The organism is Pseudomonas sp. SJZ080, assembly GCF_007828295.1.
GTDB lineage: Bacteria > Pseudomonadota > Gammaproteobacteria > Pseudomonadales > Pseudomonadaceae > Aquipseudomonas > Aquipseudomonas migulae_A.
Genome location: NZ_VIUK01000013.1, coordinates 157,723 through 180,930 on the forward strand (window position 1 = coordinate 157,723; position 23,208 = coordinate 180,930).

Genomic DNA, 23,208 nt, shown 5'->3' on the forward strand with positions numbered 1-23,208 from the left:
CAAGCCCGCTCCCACAGGGATTGCATCAAGCCGGCTGTTGCATCAACAGCACTTCGGCCCACCCTTGCCACCGTAACGGGCTTCCTGACGTTCCCGGAAGAACATCTCATAGCTCATCACCGGTTTGTCCGGGTGTTTGGTCTGCATGTGCTCGACGTAGTTGTCGTAGTCGGGCATGCCGACCATCAGGCGCGCGGCCTGACCGAGGTATTTACCGAGGCGACTCAGGTCATTGAACATGCTGCATTCCTCGATCAAGCATCCGGCAAGGCCTGGAATGGCGCTTCTTTATCCGTACGCTCTTTTTGCCCCCAGGCGGCAATGCCGACCTTGAGCGCGTAGAACAGGATACTGAAGACCACGAACAGGAACAGCGCCGTCAGCGTTGCGTTGGTGTAGGCGTTGAAGATCACGTGTTGCATTTGAGTGATGTCCTTGGCCGGGGCGAGGATCTGACCGTTGGCCAGCGCATCGCTGTATTTTTTGGCCAGCGACAGGAAACCGATGGCCGGGTTGGCGTCGAACAGCTTGATGAAGCCGGCAGTGGTGGTGCAAATCAGCAGCCAGACCGCCGGCAGCATGGTCACCCAGACGTAGCGTTGGCGTTTCATTTTGATCAGCACGACGGTGCCGAGCATCAGCGCGATACCGGCCAGCATCTGGTTGGAGATACCGAACAGCGGCCACAAGGTGTTGATGCCACCCAGCGGATCGATCACGCCCTGATACAGCAACCAGCCCCACATCGCCACACAACCGGCGGTAGCGATCAGGTTGGCGGCCCAGGATTCGGTACGTTTCAGCGCCGGCACGAAGGAGCCGAGCAAGTCCTGGAGCATGAAGCGTCCGGCACGAGTGCCGGCGTCCACCGCGGTCAGGATGAACAGCGCTTCGAACAGGATCGCGAAGTGGTACCAGAACGCCATGGTGTTTTCACCCGGCAGGACACTGTGCAGGATCTGCGCGATACCGACCGCCAGGGTCGGTGCACCACCGGCACGGGCCAGGATGGTGGTTTCACCAATGTCCTTGGCCACCGCTTGCAGCGCTTCCGGGGTAATTGCAAAGCCCCAGCTGCTGACAGTTTGTGCCACAGCCATCACATCACCACCGACGACTGCCGCTGGACTGTTCATGGCGAAATACACACCAGGCTCGATCACCGACGCGGCAACCATCGCCATGATGGCCACGAAGGACTCCATCAACATGGCGCCGTAACCGATGTAACGGGCGTTGACCTCGTTATCCAGCAGTTTCGGCGTGGTGCCGGAGGAGATCAGCGCGTGGAAACCCGAGACCGCGCCACAGGCGATGGTGATGAACAGGAACGGGAACAGACCGCCCTTCCACACCGGGCCGGTGCCATCGACGAACTGGGTCAATGCCGGCATTTTCAGCTCGGGCATGGTGACCAGGATGCCGATCGCCAACGCCACGATGGTGCCGATTTTCAGGAACGTGGAGAGGTAGTCACGCGGTGCCAGAATCAGCCACACCGGCAACGAGGCGGCGACGAAACCGTAACCGACCAGCATCCAGGTAATCTGCACGCCAGTGAAGGTGAAGGCCTTGGCCCAGACCGGATCGGCGGCAATCTGCCCGCCGAGCCAGATCGAGCCCAGCAGCAACAGTACGCCGACGATGGAGATCTCGCCAATGCGGCCCGGGCGGATGTAGCGCATGTAAATGCCCATGAACATCGCGATCGGGATGGTCGCCATCACCGTGAAAATGCCCCATGGGCTTTCGGCCAGGGCTTTGACCACGATCAGCGCCAGCACCGCGAGGATGATGATCATGATCAGGAAGCAGCCAAACAGCGCGATGGTGCCGGGGATGCGGCCCATTTCTTCACGGACCATGTCACCGAGTGAACGGCCGTTGCGGCGGGTGGACATGAACAGGACCATGAAGTCCTGAACCGCACCGGCCAGCACCACGCCGGCAATCAGCCACAGCGTGCCGGGCAGATAACCCATCTGCGCCGCCAGGACCGGACCCACCAGCGGGCCCGCGCCAGCGATGGCCGCGAAGTGGTGACCGAACAGGATGTGTTTGTTGGTGGGGACGTAGTCCAGACCATCGTTGTTGAGCACGGCGGGGGTGGCCCGTCGCGAATCGAGTTGCATCACATGGTTAGCGATGAACAGACTGTAGTAACGGTACGCAACCAGATAAATGGCCACGGCAGCGACCACAATCCACAAGGCATTGATCGCCTCGCCTCGGCGCAATGCCACTACGCCAAGGGCGCACGCTCCTACGATTGCCAGCAGCAGCCAGGGCAGATGGCGTGCCAGGCTATTATTATTTTTCATTTTATGATTCCAGCCAGGGTGGACAAGAAAGACAGCCACCCCGAGTTTAGCTCTCCTGACGGCAAAGGCCATACCCCGACATTGGTCGAGACGCTTGCACTGGCTGGCAGGCTTAGACAATGCGGGTCTATATTCAGCGAACATTCAGAGGATTGCGCCATGAGCGAACACCCTGCCGATCGCCGCCGTTTCAAACGAATTGCGTTCGATGCCCGAACCGAGCTGAGCCAAGGAGAATTCATCTGGCCGGTGAAGCTGATCGACTTGTCCCTCAAGGGACTGCTGATCGAGAAGCCAGAGCCATGGCTGGGTAATCCGGACTGGCATTTCCTGGTTGATATACATTTGAACGAAGACGTCGAGATCAAGATGGATGTGATGTTGACCCACGATGACCACGGCCAGCTGGGGTTCGTCTGCAAACACATCAGCCTGGAATCCATTGAGCGCCTGCGGCGGTTGATTGAACTCAACCTCGGCGATCCGCAAGAGCTGGAGCGGGAGCTTGGCGCGCTTATAGACGCATGACCCCCCTTGTAGGAGCCGGCTTGCTGGCGAAGGTGGCACTAAGCACAACACAAGGCTCAAGGCCCGTCGCCAGCAAGCCGGCTCCTACAAAGGGATTGGATTTATTCGAACAATGCGTCGAGTGCCTGCTCCAGGCGCGTCACGGCAATAATCTGCAACCCTGGTGGCGCTTCCTTCGGCGCATTGCCTTTGGGCACGATGGCCCGTTTGAAGCCGTGCTTGGCGGCTTCTTTCAAACGTTCCTGACCGCTCGGCACCGGGCGTACCTCGCCAGACAAACCGACTTCGCCGAACACCAGCAGATCATGGGGCAATGGCCGGTTGCGCAAGCTGGACATGACCGCTGCCATCAACGCCAGGTCGGAAGCGGTTTCCAACACCTTCACGCCACCCACTACGTTGAGGAATACGTCCTGATCGTGGGTCGGAATGCCGCCATGACGGTGTAACACCGCCAGCAACATCGCCAGACGATTCTGATCCAGGCCCAGCGTGACCCGGCGCGGGTTGGCCAGATGGCTGTCATCCACCAACGCCTGGACTTCCACCAGCATCGGTCGAGTCCCTTCCCACGTCGCCATGACCACACTGCCCGGTACTTCCTCCTGAGCACGCGTCAGAAAAATCGCCGACGGATTGGAGACTTCCTTCAGGCCCTTGTCGGTCATGCCGAACACGCCCAGTTCGTTGACCGCGCCGAAACGATTTTTCACTGCCCGCAGCAAGCGCAGACGACCATCGGATTCGCCCTCGAAATACAACACGGTGTCGACCATGTGCTCAAGCACTCGCGGCCCGGCCAATGCGCCCTCTTTCGTCACGTGGCCGACCAGGAAAATCGCCGTGCCGCTCTGCTTGGCGTAGCGCACCAGCAATGCCGCGCTCTCCCGAACCTGAGACACGCCGCCCGGTGCCGATTGCAGTTGTTCGGTGAAAATTGTCTGGATCGAGTCGATCACCATGACCTTGGGCTTTTCGAGCCGAGCAGTGGCGATGATGGTTTCGATGCAGGTTTCGGTCATGACGCGCAGTTGATCCTGCGGTAATCCCAGGCGCCGGGCGCGCATGGCTACCTGTTGCTGGGACTCTTCGCCGGTGACATACAACGCCGGCATGCTTTTGGCGAGGTTGCACAAGGTTTGCAACAGGATGGTTGATTTGCCGATGCCGGGGTCACCGCCGATCAGCACTACCGAGCCGTCCACCAGACCACCGCCCAAGACTCGATCCAGCTCGCTGGAGGCGGTGGAAAAGCGCGGGATCTCTTCGACACTGACTTCGGCCAGGGTTTTGATCTGCGCCTGTTGGCCGGTCCAGCCGGTGCGACCGCTGGGGGCCGCAGCGCCGCCACTCTCGACCATGGTTTCGGTCAAGGTGTTCCAGGCTCCGCACTCGCCGCACTGGCCCGCCCACTTGGGGAACGTTGAGCCGCACTCGGTGCAGCCGTACATGCGTTTGGCCTTGGCCATCTGAACTCCCGGCAAAAAACGCGATGATAGCTCAGCTGGACTGAATCGGCGCGAAGCTGTTGCCCAATGAAAGAAACTTCAGCAGCAATTATTCGATTATCGGAAACGTAACCTTCGAGTGACAGTCCCACAGAATTTGTACAACTTTGCGCATCGACAGCCCAATCCAGATCTGGGTCGGATCAATCAATAAAAAACAAAAGCTGTACAAGCCTTTTATATCTGGACAGGAGAACGTACAACATTACTTCAATAAATCAGGGCTCAACAAAACACATCAAATTACTGGCAATATAATGGCGCGCACAACTTGCCATCCCCCACGACCTATACATTCAAACAAACAATGTAAAAGATCCCGGATCTAATTGTTCCTTGCAACAAACCAATATTTGCAATCGCTTATTCCCTCTCAAACTTTCATGCACCTCTCCATTGCGGCAAGCAGAGGCGGACGAGTGACAGACTGAATGCGCTGGCACCGATAGAGCATGCCCCCAGAGTGATGGGGCAGTGCGGGCAATCGCTCAGAAATGATGGCACTTTGTAAACTTTTCCCCGAGGACCCGGTCGATAGCAGGCAAACGCTGTAAGCAGTTGTTTCGAGCGAGATGCCTTTGACTGATTTACACTGCGTTACCAACCTCATCTGTAACAAGGAAATAACCTATGGGCGTGATAAGTGAGTTCAAGGCCTTCGCGGTCAAGGGTAATGTGGTCGACATGGCCGTTGGTATCATCATCGGCGCAGCCTTTGGCAAGATCGTTTCGTCGTTTGTCGGCGACGTGGTGATGCCGCCAATCGGCCTGTTGATCGGAGGGGTGGATTTCAGTGACCTGGCCATTACGCTCAAGGCAGCCAACGGGGATATCCCCGCAGTGGTGCTGGCGTACGGCAAATTCATCCAGAGCATGATCGACTTCATCATCGTCGCGTTCGCGATCTTCATGGGCGTCAAAGCCATCAACCGCTTGAAGCGCGAAGAGGCCGTTGCACCAACGCTGCCGCCTGTTCCAACCAAGGAAGAAGAGCTGCTGAGCGAGATTCGCGATCTGCTCAAGGCCCAGAACAACCGGCCTGAGTGACGTGATGCATTCAAGAGCGGCGCCTTCGGGGCGCCGTTTTTTTTACCAGTAGTTTTCCACCGCGACGTGTCCGGGGCGCCGGCTGAGGCTCAAGTGCATGTCGCGCTGTTTAAGCAGTTTGCGCGTGTCATCGATCATCTGCGGATTGCCGCAAAGCATGACCCGCGAATGCTCGGCCGTCAGTGCCACACCCGCCACCCGCTCGAGTTCGCCATTGTCTATCAGCGTCGTAATCCGGCCATTCAAGGTGCCCGGATGCTCCTCGCGCGTGACGGTGGCGATGAATTGCAGCTTGTGTGCGTACTCGGCCAGATAGTCACGTTGCGCCAACCCCGAGATCAGGGCCTGGTAAGCCAACTCCCTGGCTTCACGTACGCTGTAGACCAGGATGATTCTTTCGAATTTCTCCCAGACTTCGAAGTCCTGCAGGATCGACAAAAACGGCGCCACGCCGGTGCCTGTGGATAACAACCAGAGATCACGTCCGTCAGCAAAACGGTCAAGCGTCAGGTAACCAAAGGCCTGACGGTCGACCAGCAGGGTATCGCCCTCGCCCAGCCGGCTCAGCTCACTGGTGAACTCGCCGCCCGGCACCACAATGGAAAAGAACTCGAGGAACTCGTCATAGGGTGAAGAGACCATGGAATAGGCACGCCACACAGTGCTGCCATCGGCCTTGGTAACCCCCAGCCGGGCGAACTGCCCGGCACGAAATCGAAAGCCCGGATCCCGGGTCGTGCGCAGAGTGAACAGGTTCGGGGTCAACGGCTGGACGTCGAGCAGGGTCTGGCGTGTGAATTTTTCTGCGCTGGCAGTCATGGGGCGCTCCATTGAACGGGTGACTCCAGTGTCCCGCAAAACATGCAAATTAAACACTTACTGTTTGTAGTGCCTTTAATGCGTATTGTGAAAACACCTATCGCCAAAAACATAAACTTTTACGGACCATACAGTTAATTTGCAAAATTCACATTAAGGCTGTCATTCAATGTTCATCCTTTTTACACCTATATTGTTAGAACCAGATATTTAGTTTTTAAAGGTCTAACAAGCCAAATAGTCTCACCGTACATGTAGGATTCATCCTACACTCGTTGCGTGCTGGATCTCGGATCCAATCAGCACCCCAGAGAAGATTGGATAATGGAGATACATAATGGAGCAGTGGAAGGAAACGCAGCTTACCCAATTGTCGTACACGACCGACATAGAAAATGCATATCGGATTGCACTTGGATTTGCGAAAAATATCGGGTTTCAATTTTTCGCCATTTCAACTACTTACCCAACAAAAAACAATCAAGCCAATACCATCCGACGCAACAATTACCCTCTCGACTGGAACAACGAATATGAACAAAAGAATCTGAAATCAATAGATCCAGTAGTAGCCCATTGCAATCACTCCATGATGCCGGTTCTATGGAGCGAAAACCTTTTCTGCAAGGTTCCTTCACTGTGGGAGGCCCTTGTAGCGCAAGGTTTGGAGCACGGCTGGTCACAATCGTTTCACGACGAAGAGAGTGGCCTATGCAGCATTTTGAGCCTGGCCAGAAGCCATTGTCCGATCACGGCAATGGAGCTGTATGAGAATCTTGGCTTCTCAGTGTTCATGTGCAGTCATCTCCATGCGTTGATCGCACAATCGCTGCCCAAGAGTCCTGCGAAACCGCCAGGCCCGCATCTATCGCCAAGGGAAATCGACGTTCTGGAACTGGCAGCGGACGGCAAGACGGCAGAACAAAGCGCGAAAATTCTTAATCTGAGCGCACGAACCATCCATTTCCACATTCAAAGTGCGATCGATAAACTCGGGGTCAGCAACAAGATTGCCGCCATTATCGCCGCCCTCAAGGCCGGCTACCTCAACCGCACCTCGATCCGTTGACCGGTTAAAACCTGCAAGTAATCCAAAAGAAAAAAACGTACCATCTGCGACGCCTCCAGAGTGTTGCCGTGTGAACCTTCACGACGCAGTACACTTGGACGGTCTCGCCCGCTACAACGCCCCTGGGCCGCGGGAAACCCGTTGATTACCCAGAGCCCCGCCCCATGCCTTTGCTCGAAACACCCTTCGCCCGCCTCGACCTGATCCGCCAGCCCGAACAGCAGAACGAACCGCTGCAAGCGTTTGATGCCGCCGACGAATACCTGCTCAACCATCTGGCCGAACAGCAACCGACCGCGAACACCCGCGTGCTGGTGCTCAATGACAGCTTCGGCGCATTGGCCGCCAGCCTGGCAGGTAAGGTTCAAGTCACCACGAGCGGCGATTCGTTCCTGGCCTTCCAGGGGCTGGAAAAGAACCTGATCCGCAACGGCCAGGCGTTTGATGCGGTGCCGAGCGTGCCTGCCAGCGAAACAGTCACCGGCCCGTTTGACCGGGTGCTGATCCGGGTACCGAAAACCCTGGCCTTGCTGGAGGAACAACTGATCCGCCTGCAAAATCAGCTGGCCCCCGGCGCCCAAGTGATTGCCGGTGCCATGATCAAACATCTACCGCGGGCTGCGGGGGACTTGCTGGAGCGCTACATTGGTCCGGTGCAGGCCTCATTGGCGGTGAAAAAGGCCCGGCTGTTGATCGCAACGGCTGAAGCCAAAGCTCCCGCGACGTCCCCCTACCCGACCCGCTATCGACTCGACACGCCGTCCATCGAGCTGCTCAACCACGCCAACGTATTTTGCCGCGAGGGTCTGGACATCGGCACGCGGGCGTTTCTCCCGCACTTGCCGACGAACCTTGGCGCGGTGCGGGTCGCCGACCTCGGTTGCGGCAACGGTGTACTGGCCATCGCCAGTGCCCTGCAAAATCCCGAAGCGCACTACACGCTGGTGGACGAGTCCTTCATGGCTGTGCAATCGGCTGCCGAAAACTGGCGCGCAGCGCTGGGTGATCGGGACGTGATCGTGCGTCCCTGTGACGGTCTGGCCGGGCAGGAACCACAATCACTGGACGTGGTGCTGTGCAACCCGCCATTTCATCAGCAACAAGTGGTGGGTGACTTTCTGGCCTGGCGGATGTTCCAGCAAGCCCGGGAAGCACTGGTGGTGGGCGGCGCGCTGTATATCGTCGGCAATCGACATCTGGGGTATCACAGCAAGCTGGCGCGGTTGTTCCGCGGCGTCGAACAAGTGGCAGCCACACCGAAGTTCGTGATCCTCAAAGCCCGAAAATAACTCCGGGCAAAAAAAACCCTCCAGCGCAGGAGGGTTGTAAATCCGTGCCACAAGGCATCGGGATGGGATCTTGCGAATCAGTGCGTCGACAGGCCTGCTGCATTCATGAACATGCGCATCAGGCTCGCGACGATGAACAGCGCCACCACGCTGCCGGTCCAGATCATCGCCAGCCAGCCGAGTCGCTGCCAGAGCGGTTTTTTCTCTGCGGCTTCGATTTCCTGCAAGGAATGTTTGCCAGCCATCATCGTGATCTCCTCTGAAATGGCGCAGGTTTCAACCCTGCGCCATTGCGGTGTGCGCTAGTGGTAGCCATCTTCGTGGGTGACCTTGCCGCGGAACACGTAGTAGCTCCAAAAGGTGTAACCCAGGATAAACGGGATGATGAACAACGTCCCCACCAGCATGAAACCCTGACTCTGCGGCGGCGCGGCGGCGTCCCAGATCGAGATCGACGGCGGCACGATATTCGGCCAAAGGCTGATGCCCAGACCGCTGTAGCCGAGGAAGATCAGCACCAGCGTCAGCAGGAATGGCGTGTAATGCGCATTGCGGGCCACGGCGCGAATAAGGCCGTACATGGTCACCAGCACCAGAATCGGCACCGGCAGGAACCAGAACAGATTCGGCAGCGTGAACCAGCGAGCGGCAATCTCGGCATGGGCCAGCGGGGTCCAGATGCTGACGATGCCGATCACTGCCAACACCACGAAGGCCAGCGGCCGCGCCAGGTCATGCATTTGTTGCTGCAACTTGCCTTCGGTTTTCATGATCAGCCAGGTGCAACCCAGCAGCGCATAAGCCACCACCAGTGCGAGACCGCAGAACATCGTAAATGGCGTCAACCAGTCCAGTGAACCGCCGGCGAACTGACGGTTGACCACCGGCAATCCATCAATGAACGCCCCCAGAGCCACACCCTGGAAGAACGTCGCGGCGATCGAACCACCGATGAACGCTTTATCCCAGAGGTGGCGTTTGTCGTCCTTGGCCTTGAAGCGGAACTCGAACGCCACGCCGCGGAAGATAAGCCCGATCAACATGAAAATCAGCGGCAGGTAAAGCGCCGAGAGCACCACCGAGTACGCCAGCGGAAAGGCGCCGAACAACGCCGCGCCCCCCAGGACCAGCCAGGTTTCATTGCCGTCCCACACCGGTGCGACGGTGTTCATCATCACGTCACGGTCGGTCTTGCCCGGGATGAATGGAAAGAGAATCCCGATCCCCAGGTCGAAACCGTCCATGACCACGTACATCATGATGCCGAAGATGATGATCACGGCCCAGATCAGCGGAAGATCAATACCCATGATTCAAATCTCCTTTTGCAGGCTGGGGTCGTGGTCGGCGTCGGCGGGATCGTCGGCGGCGGACAGCGGACGAGCCGGCGTACGTTTCTTGCCTGGACCGCCATCGGGCGTTTCCGCGCCTTCGTCGATCTTCGGCCCTTTGCGCACCAGACGCATCATGTACCCCAGGCCGGCCCCGAACAGCGCGAAATAGACCACGACGAACAGGACCAGCGTGATGCTCATCTGCATGAAACTGTGATTGGACGACGCGTCTGCCGTGCGCATCAAACCGTAGACCACCCACGGCTGGCGGCCGATTTCAGTGGTAAACCAACCGGCGAGGATCGCGATCAGGCCGGACGGGCCCATCCACAACGCCAGATAGAGGAACGGTCGCGAGGTGTACAGCTTGTCGCGCTTGCGCAGCCACAGGCTCCACAAACCGGTGAAGATCATCAGCATGCCCAGACCGACCATGATCCGGAACGACCAGAAAACGATGGTCGAATTAGGCCGGTCTTCAGGCGGGAACTCCTTGAGCGCCGGCACCTGTTTGTCCAGGGAGTGCGTGAGGATCAGGCTGCCCAGGTACGGGATTTCAACGGCAAATCTGGTCTTCTCGGCTTTCATGTCCGGCCAGCCGAACAGGATCAGCGGAGTCGGTTCATCGCCGTGGTTTTCCCAGTGACCTTCGATCGCCGCGATTTTCGCCGGTTGGTGCTTCAACGTGTTGAGGCCGTGGAAGTCACCGATGACCGCCTGGATCGGCGCCACGATCAGGGCCATCCACATGGCCATCGAGAGCATGGTGCGGATCGCCGGGTTGTCCTTGCCGCGCAGCAAATGCCAGGCCGCCGAAGAACCGACGAAGAACGCCGTCGCCACGAACGCAGCCGTTGCCATGTGCATGAGGCGGTACGGGAACGACGGATTGAAGATCACCGCCAGCCAGTCGGTTGGAATGACCTGGCCGTTGATGATTTCGTAGCCTTGAGGGGTCTGCATCCAACTATTGGAAGCGAGAATCCAGAACGTCGAGATCAACGTGCCGATGGCGACCATGACCGTGGCGAAAAAGTGCAGGTTGCGCCCGACCTTGTTCCAGCCGAACAGCATGACCCCAAGGAACCCGGCTTCGAGGAAGAAGGCCGTCAACACTTCGTACGTCAGCAACGGCCCGGTCACGGAACCGGCGAAATCCGAGAATCGGCTCCAGTTAGTGCCGAACTGATAGGCCATGACCAGCCCGGAGACCACGCCCATGCCGAAGTTGACGGCAAAGATCTTCGACCAGAAGTGGTACAGGTCGCGGTAGGTATCGTTATGGGTTTTCAGCCACAAGCCTTCGAGTACCGCCAGGTAACTCGCCAGACCGATGGTGATGGCCGGGAACAGGATGTGGAACGAGATGGTGAACGCGAACTGAATTCGGGCGAGATCAAGCGCCTCCAAACCGAACATAAGTCTTCCTCTGTCAGGTAATACCGGCTGAAGGCTTGCGGCCTGCACCCACTGCCCCCACGGATATGGAGTGTGGCGAATTTGAATTCGTTCTTCTTTTTACCAACATCACACGTAGGGAATCTGGCCATCTGGCCGCCGGATCAATTCCAGAAAGGTTTTGATCTGGATCAAGCATGGCTGAAAGAGTAGTCCGGTTTTGGGGGATGGACGGTGTGGTCTTTTGCCGCGTGACAGGTTGCCTCATAGCCCTGGCAATCAGTCGCAACACATTTCCTGCAGGATCGGTGTCTAGCTATCTAAATTTGCCAGCCCTGCAACTTCTAGTTACAGGTTGGTGATAATCTCGGACCTCCCCTCGCTCAAGATCCGCCTCAGATGCCCAGCCAAGCGCCCTTGCTGTTACGTCATCACCGCCCTTTCATCGCGTTCTGGCTGGCTCGGGTGTTTACCGCCAGCGGCTTTCAGATGCTCACTGTCGCCATCGGCTGGAATCTCTATCAACTGACCGGCAACGTGCTGGATCTGGGCCTGGTCGGCCTGGTGGAATTTGCCCCGCGGGTGCTGTTCATGTTGCACACCGGGCATGTCGCCGATCGCTATGATCGCCGCAAAGTCGCGGCCATCTGTCAGTCACTGCAGGCGTTGATTGCGCTGACACTGGCGATTGGCGGTGCCACCGGCCACGTTACCCGGGAAATGATCTTCGTCCTGGCGTTTCTGCTCGGCGCCGCTCGCTCCTTCGAGATGCCGACCACCCAGGCGCTGCTACCGAGCATCGTTCCCGCTGCGCTGTTCCCCCGCGCCGTCGCCGCTGCACAGTCGGCGCAACAATCGGCAACCATCGTCGCCCCGGCCCTCGGTGGTTTGCTGTATGCCTTCGGCAGCGTCTGGGTCTACGGGCCGACCGTGATCCTTTATGTGATCGCCTGCCTGTTGATGCTCAACCTGCCCGCCCGGCAAACGCCCCTGAACAAAGGCAAGGCGACCCTGGATTCGCTGCTGGCAGGTGTCCGCTTCATTCGCAGTCGTCCGGATATTCTCGGCGCGATTTCCCTCGATCTGTTTGCCGTCCTGTTGGGGGGCGCGACGGCATTGCTGCCGGTGTTCGCCAAGGACATCCTGCTGACCGGGCCGTGGGGATTGGGTCTGCTACGCTCCGCTCCAGCAGTCGGTGCGTTGCTGATGTCGCTTTGGCTGGCGCGTTTCTCGGTGGATCGCAAGGTCGGTCGGGTGATGTTTACCGCTGTCGGTGTGTTTGGCGTCGCGACCATCGCGTTCGGTCTTTCGACTTCGTTCTGGTTCTCACTGGCCGTGCTGGTGGTGTTGGGCGCGGCAGACATGATCAGCATGGTGATCCGCGCGTCCTTCGTTCAGCTGGAAACACCGGATGAAATGCGTGGCCGGGTCAGCGCTGTGAACGGTCTGTTCATCGGCGCTTCGAATCAGTTGGGCGAGTTCGAATCCGGCCTCACCGCCCACTGGTTTGGCACCGTGCCGGCGGTGGTCATGGGCGGCATCGGCACGCTGGTGGTGACCGGTGTGTGGATCAAGCTATTCCCCACACTGGCCAACCGTGATCGCATGCATGTGCCGGCTGAGGAGGCCAGGGTTTAAACGACCAACTCCCCCGCCACCGTCGCCCGGGTCGCCTTGCCGCACAGTTGTTCCACCAGCGTCAGGGCAAACGCCAAAGCGCCCCCGGAACCTTGAGCGGTAATGCAGTTTCCATCGACCACCACCGGTTGATCGACAAAGTTGCAGCCCGACAGCTGATGACTCGCCGAAGGCAGGCAGGTCATCCGCCGCTGTCGCAGGACGCCAAAGGCTTGCAGGGCCACGGCCGGGGCTTCGGCGATGGCGGCGAACAGACGACCTGCCGCCGCCTGATCCTTGATCAATTGCTGCAAGGGTTGATGGGCAGCCAGATGCTGAGCACCGACTGCACCACCGGGCAGTGCGATCAAGTCAAACGGCTGGGCCAGCAAATCCACCAGCATCGCATCGGCCGTCACTCGGGTACCGCGGGCACAGGTGAGCATGCGCCGCCCCTCGATGCTGGCCACCACCACTTCGACCTTGGCGCGGCGCAGTACATCGATCAGCGTTACTGTTTGCAGGTCATCGATGCCCTCGGCGAGGGTAATCAGAGCTCTAAAGGTCATGGGCGCGGTCCACAGGATGATCTTTAAAGCGTAGTCAGCTTTCCTGACCCTTGTTCGAACCGGCCGTTACTTGATGTAAAGCTGTGTCGACATTGTGTTGCCCGGCGCGTTGATGGACGTGTTGCTGAAGGTGAAGGTGCCTTCCTGCTTGCCGGCCAGATCGAAGACATACAGGTAGCCGACCGTTTTTCTGCCGACGGTGCAATCGGTCAGGTTGCCGTTATCGAACGCACACACAGGGGTCCGGGTGCCGTTCACGTCAAAACCGTCCAGCCCGACTTGCGCCTTGCGGCCGTAGCCGACTTCCAGCACGTAGATTTTGATGTTCGGCCCGCTGTGATCGCAGCGTGTCTTCTCCTGCCCTTCGCCAATGTCTTCAAAACCACACGCCGGCGATTCGACCTTGAGCACCTTGACCTGGCTCAACGGCGCCGCCGAGGCAGCCGAAGCGGTTTGCGCCCCCGGCAACAAGGCAATCAATGCTCCAAATACGGTAACCAGACGCTTTTTCATGCAATCCCCATGTCCCCCAAAAACCAGCGCGCAGTATGGCGCACTTGGCTTTAACACAAAACATCGACGACGATCACCACCATAAGCAGCCACAACCCCACGTGGCTGGTATGATGCGCGGCTTTTTCCGACCCACAGAAAATTACCAGGCGCCTGCAGCGGTCTGTGCTTTGCTGTTGAGGTCGATACATTCACGGCGCCGGGCGCGCCACGGGGAGCAGACATGCTGGAAAGGCTGTTTCAACTCAAGGCACACAACACCAACGTGCGCACCGAGATTCTTGCGGGCGTCACCACCTTCCTGGCCATGGCCTACATTCTGTTCGTCAACCCGAGCATCCTCGGCGAGACCGGCATGGACAAGGGCGCAGTGTTTGTCGCGACCTGCCTGGCAGCCGCCATCGGCTCCACGACCATGGGCCTGATCGCCAACTATCCGATCGCCCTCGCACCGGGCATGGGCCTGAACGCGTTCTTCACCTACACCGTGGTCCTGCACATGGGCCATACCTGGCAAGTGGCGCTGGGGGCGGTGTTCATCTCGGCCGTGTGCTTCTTCCTGTTGTCGATCTTCCGCATTCGGGAATGGATCATCAACAGTATCCCGCTGCCGCTGCGTTCGGCGATTGCCGCCGGTATCGGCCTGTTCCTGGCGCTGATTGCCCTGCACAACGCCGGCATCGTGGTCAGCAATCCAGCGACCATGGTCGGCCTCGGTGACCTGAAACAACCGGCACCGATCCTCGCAACGCTTGGTTTTGCACTGATCGTTGCCCTCGAGGCTCTGGCCGTGCGCGGTGCGGTGCTGATCGGGATTCTGGTCGTGACCATCGCGTCGATTGCCCTGGGTTTCACCCCGTTCGGCGGCGTGATGTCGATGCCGCCATCGCTGGCGCCGACCTTCCTGCAACTGGACATCAAGGGTGCACTGGACATCGGTCTGGTCAGCGTGATCTTCGCCTTCCTGTTCGTCGACCTGTTCGACAACTCCGGCACCCTGATTGGTGTCGCCAAGCGCGCCGGCCTGATGGGCAAGGACGGCCACATGCCGAAAATGGGGCGCGCCCTGATCGCCGACAGCACCGCGGCGATGGCGGGTTCGTTGCTGGGTACGTCGACGACCACCAGCTACATCGAATCCGCAGCCGGCGTGAGTGCCGGTGGCCGCACCGGTCTGACGGCCATTGTGGTGGCGTTTCTGTTCCTGCTGGCACTGTTCTTCTCGCCGCTGGCCGCCAGCGTTCCGGCGTTCGCCACGGCACCGGCACTGCTGTTCGTCGCGGTACTGATGACTTCCGGCCTGGCCGAAATAGACTGGGACGACATCACCGTTGCCGCACCGGTCGTGGTCACAGCGCTGGCCATGCCGTTCACTTACTCCATCGCCAACGGCATCGCCTTCGGTTTCATTTCCTGGACCGCAATCAAGTTGCTGTCCGGTCGCGGCCGTGAGCTGAACCCGGCACTGGTGATTCTGTCGATTCTGTTCGTGATCAAGTTGGGTTGGTTCAACGCATGACTTTTGATTCCCAGGCTTACACCGTTCAGCTCGAAGAAAAGGTTTCTCGCCTGCGCGACCTGCTGGCCCCGTTCGATGCACCTGAGCCAGCCGTGTTCGATTCGCCGCTGAAAAACTTCCGCCTGCGTGCCGAATTCCGCCTCTGGCGTGAAGCCGGCGAACGTCACTACGCGATGTTTTCCCAGGAAGACAAACGCACGCCGATCCTGATCGACGAGTTTCCGATTGCCAGCCTGCGCATCAACGAGTTGATGCCACAGCTCAAGGCCGCGTGGAAAGCCAGTGCGGCCCTGAGCCACAAACTGTTTCAGGTGGAGCTCCTGACCACCCTGGCCGGCGATGCGATGATTACCCTGTGCTATCACCGCCCGCTGGATGAACACTGGCACGCGGCGGCGGCGAAGCTGGCGGCAGACCTGAACGTCAGCGTGATCGGCCGCTCGAAAGGCAAACGCGAAGTGATCGGCCATGATTACGTGGTCGAGAAACTGGACGTCGGTGGCCGCACCTTCAGCTATCGCCAGCCCGAAGGCGCGTTCACCCAGCCTAACGGCACCGTGAACCAGAAGATGCTCAACTGGGCTTACGATGCCCTCGGTGATCGCCCGGACGATTTGCTGGAGCTGTATTGCGGCAACGGTAACTTCACGCTGCCGCTCGCGACCCGCGTGCGTAAAGTGCTGGCCACCGAGATCAGCAAGACCTCGGTCAACGCGGCGCTGAGCAACCTCAGCGAAAACGCAGTGGATAACGTCACGCTTGTGCGTTTGTCCGCCGAGGAGTTGACCGAAGCCCTGAACGAAGTCCGCCCGTTCCGGCGCCTGCACGGTATCGACCTCAAGAGCTATGAGTTCGGTAGCGTCTTCGTCGACCCGCCTCGCGCCGGCATGGACCCGGACACCTGCGAGCTGACCCGGCGTTTCGACAATATCCTGTACATTTCCTGCAACCCGGAAACCCTGGCGGCCAACATCGCCCAACTGCACGACACCCACCGCATTACTCAATGCGCGATGTTCGACCAGTTCCCGTGGACCCACCACATGGAATCCGGGGTGTTGTTGACCCGGCGCTGATTGCATTCGCCCGATACAAAACAGCCGTCAAAACGACGGCTTTTTTGTGCGTGCTCAAACGGGGACATCCGGCTTGCGCGGACGCCCACCCTTGCGACCATTGGCCCGCGCTGCCTCAGCCTTGGCAGCGCTGCTTTGGCGACCATTGCGCGAAGCGATGACCGAGGCGGCCATGTCCATCAGCGGCTTGCTCGCAGAAATCATCCCGGCGATGGACACATGCAAATCCTTGCCCTCATGGCAAAGGGCGGTTCCAGAAAAGCCGACTTTCAGGTCCGCGAAATCCTCGACCTCGAAACCATCGAATTCCGGATAGTGCTGAACCGGCAGCAGCACACCACTGCCATCAATGAAACTGACGGCCAGACACGGTTCCAAAAAGGTCACGCCCGTCGCCTGCAAACCGTTTTTGTGGCGCACTTGCCCTTGCCGGATGGCGTCATCCAGCACGGCCTCACTTACGGGCCGGTCGGCCAGTATCCCTGCCTCTATCGTTTTCATAGTTTTATCTCCACGCCCTCCGAAGCGCCAAACAGCGCCAGCAAGGTCTTGTTCGTCTCGGGCTCATAGCAAGCCGAGCAAATCATGTCAGTCGTACTCGCAATCCTTTTCACCACCAGGACTTCGCTGGTCAGCCAGTCCCATATCTGATGATCGAGGCAGACCGTGTTCAGCCTTTCCCACCAGATCGTTCGAGCGCGACGCAAGTGGGCGGGTTGCCTGAGTGCGTGACGCAGGCCTTCCAGCACGGCGATTGGTGGCGGGTTGGAATGAGGAACCACATCCCACAACTCGACACCGTTATGCCAAAAGCTGAATTTGAAGCGTGCGCTCCAGGCTCCGGCGTCCACATACGCGTGCGGCGGACAGTGCTCATCACGCAGCATGATCACGACTGAAAGCCCTTTGTAGCTGAACAATTTCATACTAACCCATCTGTTAGGTTATTGAGTCTCATGACTCGCCATTCCTTGAACAATCCGATAACCGGTGCTGACCTTCATTCAGTCCCGGAACTTGAGGCTAGCGTCCCAGGCCTACCCTGGCTCGGCAATCAGGGGCAAAAATGGTAAGCAATCCTTTCACCAATTTGATAAACACTGCGTCAGGCCCTTCATTTGATCCCCGGTGTAATCAATCATGCAGCGAACATTCGACGATCTTCAGCTCGGCAGCATTGAGCTGTTTTGCCTCGCCGCTGAAGCAGGCAGCTTTACCGCCGCAGCGCTGGTGGCAGGCGTAACGCCCGCAGCGGTGAGCCGTTCGGTGTCGCGCATGGAAGAACGCCTGGGCGTGCGGTTGTTCGCGCGCACCACGCGCAGCGTCAAACTGACTGACAGCGGGCGCCGGTATTACGAAGAATGCCGTCAGGCGCTGGCGCAATTGGTCGAGGCCCAACGCGAAGTGATGGGCCAGCAGCAGGAGCCTTCCGGCACCTTGCGCATCAGCATTCCCACAACATATGCGCATCACCGGATCCTGCCGTTGCTACCGGCGTTTCGGGAGCGCTTTCCGCAGGTGAAAGTCGAGTCGCACATCAGCAATCGCAACATTGATTTCGTCGGTGAAGGCTATGACCTGGCCATTCGCGTACGGGCGATTCCGGATTCCGGGCTGATCGCCCGCCAGCTTGAGGACGCGGAACTGGTGATGATTGCCAGCCCTGATTACCTGAAGCGCGCGGGCACTCCGCAAACCCTGGACGATCTCAAACAGCACGAATGCATCCAGTACGAATTGCCCAGCAGCGGTCGGCGAATTGCCTGGTTGTTCAACGACCATGGCGAGCAACGCGAGATTCAGGCCGAGGGCAATTTCAGTTGTTCCGATGATGTTCTGGGCGGCGTGACGCTGGCCAAACATGGGGCGGGTCTGTTCCAGACCTATCGGTTTATCGTTGAAAACGAACTGGCCAATGGCTCGCTGGTGGAGCTCCTCAAACCTTATGGTGGACGCTCGCGGCCGTTCACCCTGCTCTATCCACAAAGTCGTCACATGCCGCTTCGGCTAAGGGCGTTTATCGATTTTCTGGTTGAGCATTTGCCGCGCTAAAAGATCGCAGCCTTTGGCAGCTCCTACAGTGGGAACGCGTTTTCCTGTAGGAACTGCAAAAGGCTGCAAACTTTGTAATTGTCCGATCACCGCACACAAATCTCCGGTTCGCCGCCGCTTCAATTGACCATATTAACCATCTGGTACATTTTATCTCCACAGGCTGAACTTCAGCCAATGCCAAAAATAAAAAGTGGAGAGACCCCGATGAACCCTATCGTTCTGGTGCTCAACGGCCCGAACCTGAACCTGCTGGGCACCCGTGAACCGGCGACTTACGGTCACGAAACCCTGGCAGACATCTCAGCGTTGTGCGGCCGTGCCGCCGAAGAATTCGGCCTGGCAGTAGAGTTTCGCCAGACCAACCATGAAGGCGAATTGCTCGACTGGATTCACGCCGCCCGCGGCCGTTGCGCCGGGATCGTCATCAACCCGGCCGCCTGGACCCACACCTCGGTCGCCATTCGCGACGCCCTGGTCGCCAGCGAACTGCCGGTCATCGAAGTCCACCTGTCCAACGTCCACGCCCGCGAACCCTTTCGCCACCACTCCTTCGTGTCGGCCATTGCCACCGCGGTGATGGCCGGTTTCGGCAGCCACGGCTATCGCCTGGCACTTGAACATTTCAGCCTGCGCTTGAAGGGGTGAACGCCGTGACTCAGAACAACGCTGTACTGGCCGGTCTGATCGGTGCCGGCATTCAGGCGTCCCGTACTCCCGCACTGCATGAGCATGAGGGCGATGCCCAGGGTTTGCGTTATCTCTACCGCCTGATTGACCTCGACCAGCTCAAACTCGATAGCAATGCCCTGCCCGACTTGCTGATGGCGGCCGAGCAGATGAGTTTCACCGGCCTGAACATCACCTTTCCGTGCAAGCAGACGATCATCCCGCTGCTCGACGAACTGTCACCGGAAGCCCGCGGCATCGGAGCGGTGAACACGGTGGTGTTGAAGGACGGCAAACGCATCGGCCACAACACCGATTGCCTGGGCTTTGCCGAAGGTTTTCGGCGTGGTCTGCAGGGCGTTGCCGTTGAGCGTGTCGTTCAGATGGGCGCAGGAGGGGCCGGCGCGGCGGTGGCCCACGCGTTATTGAGCGAAGGCGTACGACTGCTGAGCATTTTCGATGTGGACAATAGTCGCGCTCAGGCGCTGGCAAACAACCTTAATCAGCATTTTGGCGCTGGCCGAGCGGTGGCGGGTCATGATCTGCCGAGCACGCTGGCTCAGGCCGACGGACTGGTCAACACCACCCCCATGGGCATGAAAAAACTGCCTGGCATGCCGGTGCCGGTGGAGTTGCTTCGCAAACAGTTGTGGGTGGCGGAGATCGTTTACTTTCCGCTGGAAACCGAACTGCTGCGCAACGCCCGCGCCTTGGGTTGCCGGACGCTGGATGGCGGCAACATGGCGGTGTTTCAGGCGGTGAAGGCGTTTGAATTGTTCAGCGGCGTGGTGCCGGATGCGCAGCGGATGCTGGCGCATTTTCAGAGCATGAATGGTTGAGGTTGAAATGAACTCGGACCTGTAGGAGCCGGCTTGCTGGCGATGGCGATCTCAAAGGCGCTATCGCCAGCAAGCCGGCTCCTACAAAGCCAGCACACACCGCAATCAGTCCTGCAGGTATCGCAACACCGACTCGCAAATCATCTCCCGATGACGCCGCTTGATGCTTTCGTCCGGCAAGTCGATCTGAAAAATCTCACCGAACGTATGGCGGTTCGACACGCGATAGAAACAGAACGAGCTGATCAGCAGATGCACATCCAAAGGATCAAGCCCCGCCCGGAACACACCCTCTTCAGCCCCGCGACGCAAAATCACACCCAGTGAATCGAGAATGGTGTTGTTCATCGCCTTGATCGCATCGGAACGCTTCACGAATTCCGCGTTGTGAATGTTCTCGATGCTGACGATGCGCACGAAATCGACATTGCGATCATGGTGATCGAAGGTGAACTCCACCAGCCGCCGAATCGCCTCCACCGGCGCCAGTTCGGCCAGGTGCAGGCGGTTTTCGGTGTTGCGGATATCGCCGTAGAGTTTCTCCAGCACCTCGATGTAGAGCTGTTCCTTACTGCCGAAGTAGTAATAGATCATGCGTTTGGAGGTGTGAATGCGCTCGGCGATCGCATCGACGCGAGCACCGGAAAGCCCCTGCTGGACGAACTCTACAATGGCTTCTTGCAGAATGTTCTCGCGGGTCTTTTCCGGGTTGTTCTTGCGACTCTTGCGGGGCTCGGCCATGGGTTCGTCGGGCGCTACGGAGAGTTCTGAGGTTATTGTCATTGCGGGCTCACGGCCATCACTGCACAGGCTGGCGATTATGAGCCGCGCCGCACAGTGAAGGAAGCCGCGCGGCAGCGGTTGAACCTCGCGTTTACGAAATTGCTACAACTTGGCCTGGCGCAGGGCACCGCTGCGGGATTTGGCCATGGCCGCCAGTCGCACCGCCACGTTGGCCGCGCCATAACCGGCGTAGCCATTCTTGCGCTGGATGATTTCAAAGAAAAACCGCCCTTCGAACGGCTCCGTGTAAACGTGGAACAGCTCGCCACCCTGGGCATCACGGTCGTAGAGCACGTTGTAATAGGCGAGTTCACTGAGGAATTCATCATCAAAATCGAACCGCGCAGCCAGGTCGTCGTAATAATTGAGCGGGATATCCAGCAACGGTACGCCCGCCTGCTTGGCGCGACTGACTTCGGCAAAGATATCGTCGCAATCAAACGCAATGTGATGCACGCCAGATCCGCGATAACTCGACAGTGCGTGTGAGATCGCGGTGTTGCGGTTTTCGGAAATGTTCAGCGGCAAGCGGATCGAACTGTCGCGACTGCGCAGCGCCCGACTCTTCACCAGACCGTAGGGGTCCGGCAGCACCACTTCGTCGTCGGCTTCGAAATCCAGCAGGCTCTTGTAGAACAGCACCCAACTGTCGAGGCTGTCGGCCGGCAACGCCATGGCCATGTGGTCGATGCGCTTGAGGCCACCGCTGGCCACGGCGGCCGGTTGCAGATTGAAGTCGGTGCCATAGACGTCGGCGTTCTGGTCCACCAGATAAATCAGGCTGCCATCCGGCGCACGTACCGCCGCCAGTTCCAGCTCATTGGGGCCGACCAGTCCGCGATACGGCTGACCTTTGTAAGCCACCGCCCGGGCCAGCGCGCTTGCGCTGTCCTTGACCCGCACGGCGGTGGCGCACAGCGACGGGCCGTGTGCCTCGAAGAAACTGTGACCGAACGAGTACGGCTCGGAATTGAGGATCAGGTTGATGTCGCCCTGACGCATCAGGCTCACGCTTTTGGAGCGGTGCTGGCCAGCCTTGACGAAACCCAGTCGCTCCAGCCAGTGAGAAAGCTTGGCGCCGAGGCTTTCGTCCACGGCGAATTCGAGAAACTCGATACCGTTGTATTCGCTGGCCTCGGGAGTCTCGAACAAAATGTCGGCGCAAGCCGTTGGTTGGTTTTCCTGCGCCAGCCGTTCGCGGGTTTTCTCTTCCAGGTACAGCAACGAACGCAAGCCGTCGGCGGCGTTGGCCCGTGGCGGCGCGGCGCGGAAGCCATCGTTGAAAATTTCCAGCGACAACGGCCCGGTGTAGCCACTCTTGATGATCGGTGCGAGAAACCCCGGCAAGTCGAATTCGCCCTGGCCCGGAAAACAGCGGAAATGGCGGCTCCACTCCAGCACGTCCATGGCCAGGATCGGCGCGTCGGCCATTTGCACGAAGAAAATCTTGTCGCCGGGAATGTCGGCGATGGCACTCGGATCGCCCTTTAGCGACAGCGTGTGGAAACTGTCCAGCAACACACCCAGGCTCGGATGATCAGCCTGTCGAACGATGTTCCACACCTGTTGCCAGGTGTTCACATGCCGCCCCCAGGCCAACGCTTCGTAACCGATTCGCAGGCCGCGCGCACCGGCGTGTTCGGCCAGCAATCGCAAGTCGTCGACGAGGATTTGTTCATCACCGATGGCGTCGGCCGAAGCGTTGCTGCACACCAGCACCAGGTCGGTGCCCAGTTCCTGCATCAGGTCGAATTTGCGCTCGGCCCGTTCCAGGTTGCGTGGCAGGCGGTCGCGGCGGCAGCCTTCGAAATCCCGGAACGGCTGGAACAGTGTGATGGCGATCCCGAGATCAGCGCACATCTGCCTGATTTCCCGTGGGCTACCGTCATAGTAGAGAAGGTCGTTTTCGAAAATCTCCACCCCGTCGAAACCTGCGGCGGCAATGGCTTCGAGTTTTTCCGGCAGGGTACCGCTCAAGGACACGGTGGCAATGGAACGCTGCATATTTCGACTCCCGGTGGTGGAGGCTGTCTTTTCAGGGCCTGGCACGCTTACGATTTATGTAGGAGCCGGCTTGCTGGCGATGGCAATCTTGCGGACGCCATCGCCAGCAAGCCGGCTCCTACAAGGACCGCGTTTTTCTTGACGTGAATTATTGGCTGCAAGATCCTGCACAGCAATTCAAAGTGTACTATCCGGTTAGTTTTACGTGCGATTATCGAACACTATGACACTTGGCGAATTGACGATTTTTCGTC

23 protein-coding genes are annotated in these 23,208 nt (G+C 58.8%); 10 read left to right on the plus strand and 13 right to left on the minus strand.

What is annotated here, in order from left to right; genetic code table 11:
- Positions 1-42: 42 nt before the first annotated feature.
- Together FBY04_RS18425 and FBY04_RS18430 are read right to left on the minus strand one after the other, a co-directional pair.
- Complete coding sequence (locus FBY04_RS18425) at positions 43-240, minus strand: YbdD/YjiX family protein (protein WP_007895266.1); 198 nt, start codon at positions 238-240, stop codon at positions 43-45.
- Positions 241-254: 14 nt separating this feature from the next.
- On the minus strand, positions 255-2,321 hold the full coding sequence (locus FBY04_RS18430; RefSeq protein WP_084319541.1) for a carbon starvation CstA family protein: 2,067 nt from the start codon (positions 2,319-2,321) through the stop codon (positions 255-257).
- Positions 2,322-2,480: 159 nt separating this feature from the next.
- Here FBY04_RS18430 and FBY04_RS18435 point away from each other — a divergent pair, with 159 nt between their 5' ends.
- Positions 2,481-2,849 carry a PilZ domain-containing protein gene (locus FBY04_RS18435; protein ID WP_145316067.1) on the plus strand — a complete coding sequence of 123 codons (369 nt, stop codon included), beginning with the start codon at positions 2,481-2,483 and terminating at the stop codon, positions 2,847-2,849.
- Between the two features lie 101 nt (positions 2,850-2,950).
- On the opposite strand, the gene radA is transcribed toward FBY04_RS18435, so the two are convergent.
- Entirely contained in the window at positions 2,951-4,318 is a 1,368-nt protein-coding gene (gene radA, locus FBY04_RS18440; RefSeq protein ID WP_007946583.1) for a DNA repair protein RadA, read from the minus strand.
- 669 nt (positions 4,319-4,987) lie between these two features.
- Between radA and mscL the strand changes: the two genes are divergently transcribed.
- Complete coding sequence (gene mscL, locus FBY04_RS18445; protein WP_084319545.1) at positions 4,988-5,404, plus strand: large-conductance mechanosensitive channel protein MscL; 417 nt, start codon at positions 4,988-4,990, stop codon at positions 5,402-5,404.
- Between the two features lie 42 nt (positions 5,405-5,446).
- Here the strand turns inward: mscL and FBY04_RS18450 are convergent, their stop codons facing one another.
- Positions 5,447-6,223, minus strand: a complete 777-nt coding sequence (locus FBY04_RS18450) for a ferredoxin--NADP reductase (RefSeq protein WP_145316069.1) — start codon at positions 6,221-6,223, stop codon at positions 5,447-5,449.
- Between the two features lie 337 nt (positions 6,224-6,560).
- On the opposite strand from FBY04_RS18450, the gene FBY04_RS18455 reads away from it, so the two are divergent.
- Both FBY04_RS18455 and FBY04_RS18460 read left to right on the plus strand, forming a co-directional pair.
- On the plus strand, positions 6,561-7,292 hold the full coding sequence (locus FBY04_RS18455) for a LuxR family transcriptional regulator (protein WP_084319549.1): 732 nt from the start codon (positions 6,561-6,563) through the stop codon (positions 7,290-7,292).
- 164 nt (positions 7,293-7,456) lie between these two features.
- Positions 7,457-8,581, plus strand: a complete 1,125-nt coding sequence (locus tag FBY04_RS18460) for a class I SAM-dependent methyltransferase (protein WP_145316071.1) — start codon at positions 7,457-7,459, stop codon at positions 8,579-8,581.
- Positions 8,582-8,658: 77 nt separating this feature from the next.
- Here the strand turns inward: FBY04_RS18460 and FBY04_RS18465 are convergent, their stop codons facing one another.
- From FBY04_RS18465 to FBY04_RS18475, 3 genes are read right to left on the minus strand one after another with little or no spacing between them, the layout of a single operon-like run.
- Positions 8,659-8,826, minus strand: coding sequence for a DUF2474 domain-containing protein (locus FBY04_RS18465; protein WP_064680606.1), 168 nt, complete (start codon positions 8,824-8,826; stop codon positions 8,659-8,661).
- A gap of 57 nt (positions 8,827-8,883) precedes the next feature.
- The gene (gene cydB, locus FBY04_RS18470) at positions 8,884-9,891 is read right to left on the minus strand and encodes a cytochrome d ubiquinol oxidase subunit II (protein WP_084319553.1); all 1,008 of its coding nucleotides are present in this window, start codon (positions 9,889-9,891) and stop codon (positions 8,884-8,886) included.
- Positions 9,892-9,894: 3 nt separating this feature from the next.
- Positions 9,895-11,334 carry a cytochrome ubiquinol oxidase subunit I gene (locus tag FBY04_RS18475; protein ID WP_084319555.1) on the minus strand — a complete coding sequence of 480 codons (1,440 nt, stop codon included), beginning with the start codon at positions 11,332-11,334 and terminating at the stop codon, positions 9,895-9,897.
- A 378-nt stretch (positions 11,335-11,712) separates the two neighbouring features.
- Between FBY04_RS18475 and FBY04_RS18480 the strand changes: the two genes are divergently transcribed.
- A complete protein-coding gene (locus FBY04_RS18480) occupies positions 11,713-12,951 on the plus strand; it encodes an MFS transporter (protein ID WP_084319557.1) in 1,239 nt (412 codons plus the stop codon).
- Here the strand turns inward: FBY04_RS18480 and FBY04_RS18485 are convergent.
- Positions 12,948-13,499 (minus strand): DJ-1 family glyoxalase III, encoded by a 552-nt coding sequence (locus FBY04_RS18485; RefSeq protein WP_084319559.1) that lies wholly within the window; start codon positions 13,497-13,499, stop codon positions 12,948-12,950. The genes FBY04_RS18480 and FBY04_RS18485 overlap by 4 nt on opposite strands.
- Before the next feature lie 66 nt (positions 13,500-13,565).
- Positions 13,566-14,012, minus strand: coding sequence for a DUF4879 domain-containing protein (locus FBY04_RS18490; RefSeq protein WP_084319561.1), 447 nt, complete (start codon positions 14,010-14,012; stop codon positions 13,566-13,568).
- Between the two features lie 223 nt (positions 14,013-14,235).
- On the opposite strand from FBY04_RS18490, the gene FBY04_RS18495 reads away from it, so the two are divergent.
- Both FBY04_RS18495 and trmA read left to right on the plus strand, forming a co-directional pair.
- Positions 14,236-15,531, plus strand: coding sequence for an NCS2 family permease (locus FBY04_RS18495; RefSeq protein WP_084319563.1), 1,296 nt, complete (start codon positions 14,236-14,238; stop codon positions 15,529-15,531).
- Positions 15,528-16,607 (plus strand): tRNA (uridine(54)-C5)-methyltransferase TrmA, encoded by a 1,080-nt coding sequence (trmA, locus tag FBY04_RS18500; RefSeq protein WP_145316073.1) that lies wholly within the window; start codon positions 15,528-15,530, stop codon positions 16,605-16,607. The genes FBY04_RS18495 and trmA overlap by 4 nt, the downstream gene beginning before the upstream one ends.
- Positions 16,608-16,661: 54 nt before the next feature.
- On the opposite strand, the gene FBY04_RS18505 is transcribed toward trmA, so the two are convergent.
- Both FBY04_RS18505 and FBY04_RS18510 read right to left on the minus strand, forming a co-directional pair.
- Positions 16,662-17,108, minus strand: a complete 447-nt coding sequence (locus FBY04_RS18505) for a DUF2442 domain-containing protein (RefSeq protein WP_145316075.1) — start codon at positions 17,106-17,108, stop codon at positions 16,662-16,664.
- A complete protein-coding gene (locus FBY04_RS18510; RefSeq protein ID WP_145316077.1) occupies positions 17,105-17,533 on the minus strand; it encodes a DUF4160 domain-containing protein in 429 nt (142 codons plus the stop codon). The genes FBY04_RS18505 and FBY04_RS18510 overlap by 4 nt, the downstream gene beginning before the upstream one ends.
- Before the next feature lie 214 nt (positions 17,534-17,747).
- On the opposite strand from FBY04_RS18510, the gene FBY04_RS18515 reads away from it, so the two are divergent.
- The 3 genes from FBY04_RS18515 (at position 17,748) to FBY04_RS18525 (ending at position 20,167) form a co-directional block, all read left to right on the plus strand.
- A complete protein-coding gene (locus tag FBY04_RS18515; protein WP_145316078.1) occupies positions 17,748-18,659 on the plus strand; it encodes a LysR family transcriptional regulator in 912 nt (303 codons plus the stop codon).
- 207 nt (positions 18,660-18,866) lie between these two features.
- Positions 18,867-19,307, plus strand: a complete 441-nt coding sequence (gene aroQ / locus FBY04_RS18520) for a type II 3-dehydroquinate dehydratase (RefSeq protein WP_084319573.1) — start codon at positions 18,867-18,869, stop codon at positions 19,305-19,307.
- 5 nt (positions 19,308-19,312) lie between these two features.
- A complete protein-coding gene (locus FBY04_RS18525) occupies positions 19,313-20,167 on the plus strand; it encodes a shikimate dehydrogenase (protein ID WP_145316080.1) in 855 nt (284 codons plus the stop codon).
- A gap of 105 nt (positions 20,168-20,272) precedes the next feature.
- Here FBY04_RS18525 and FBY04_RS18530 read toward each other — a convergent pair whose 3' ends face one another.
- Together FBY04_RS18530 and quiC are read right to left on the minus strand one after the other, a co-directional pair.
- Positions 20,273-20,950 carry a TetR/AcrR family transcriptional regulator gene (locus FBY04_RS18530; protein WP_084319575.1) on the minus strand — a complete coding sequence of 226 codons (678 nt, stop codon included), beginning with the start codon at positions 20,948-20,950 and terminating at the stop codon, positions 20,273-20,275.
- Between the two features lie 102 nt (positions 20,951-21,052).
- The gene (quiC, locus tag FBY04_RS18535; protein ID WP_084319577.1) at positions 21,053-22,954 is read right to left on the minus strand and encodes a 3-dehydroshikimate dehydratase QuiC; all 1,902 of its coding nucleotides are present in this window, start codon (positions 22,952-22,954) and stop codon (positions 21,053-21,055) included.
- Positions 22,955-23,208 lie beyond the last annotated feature (254 nt).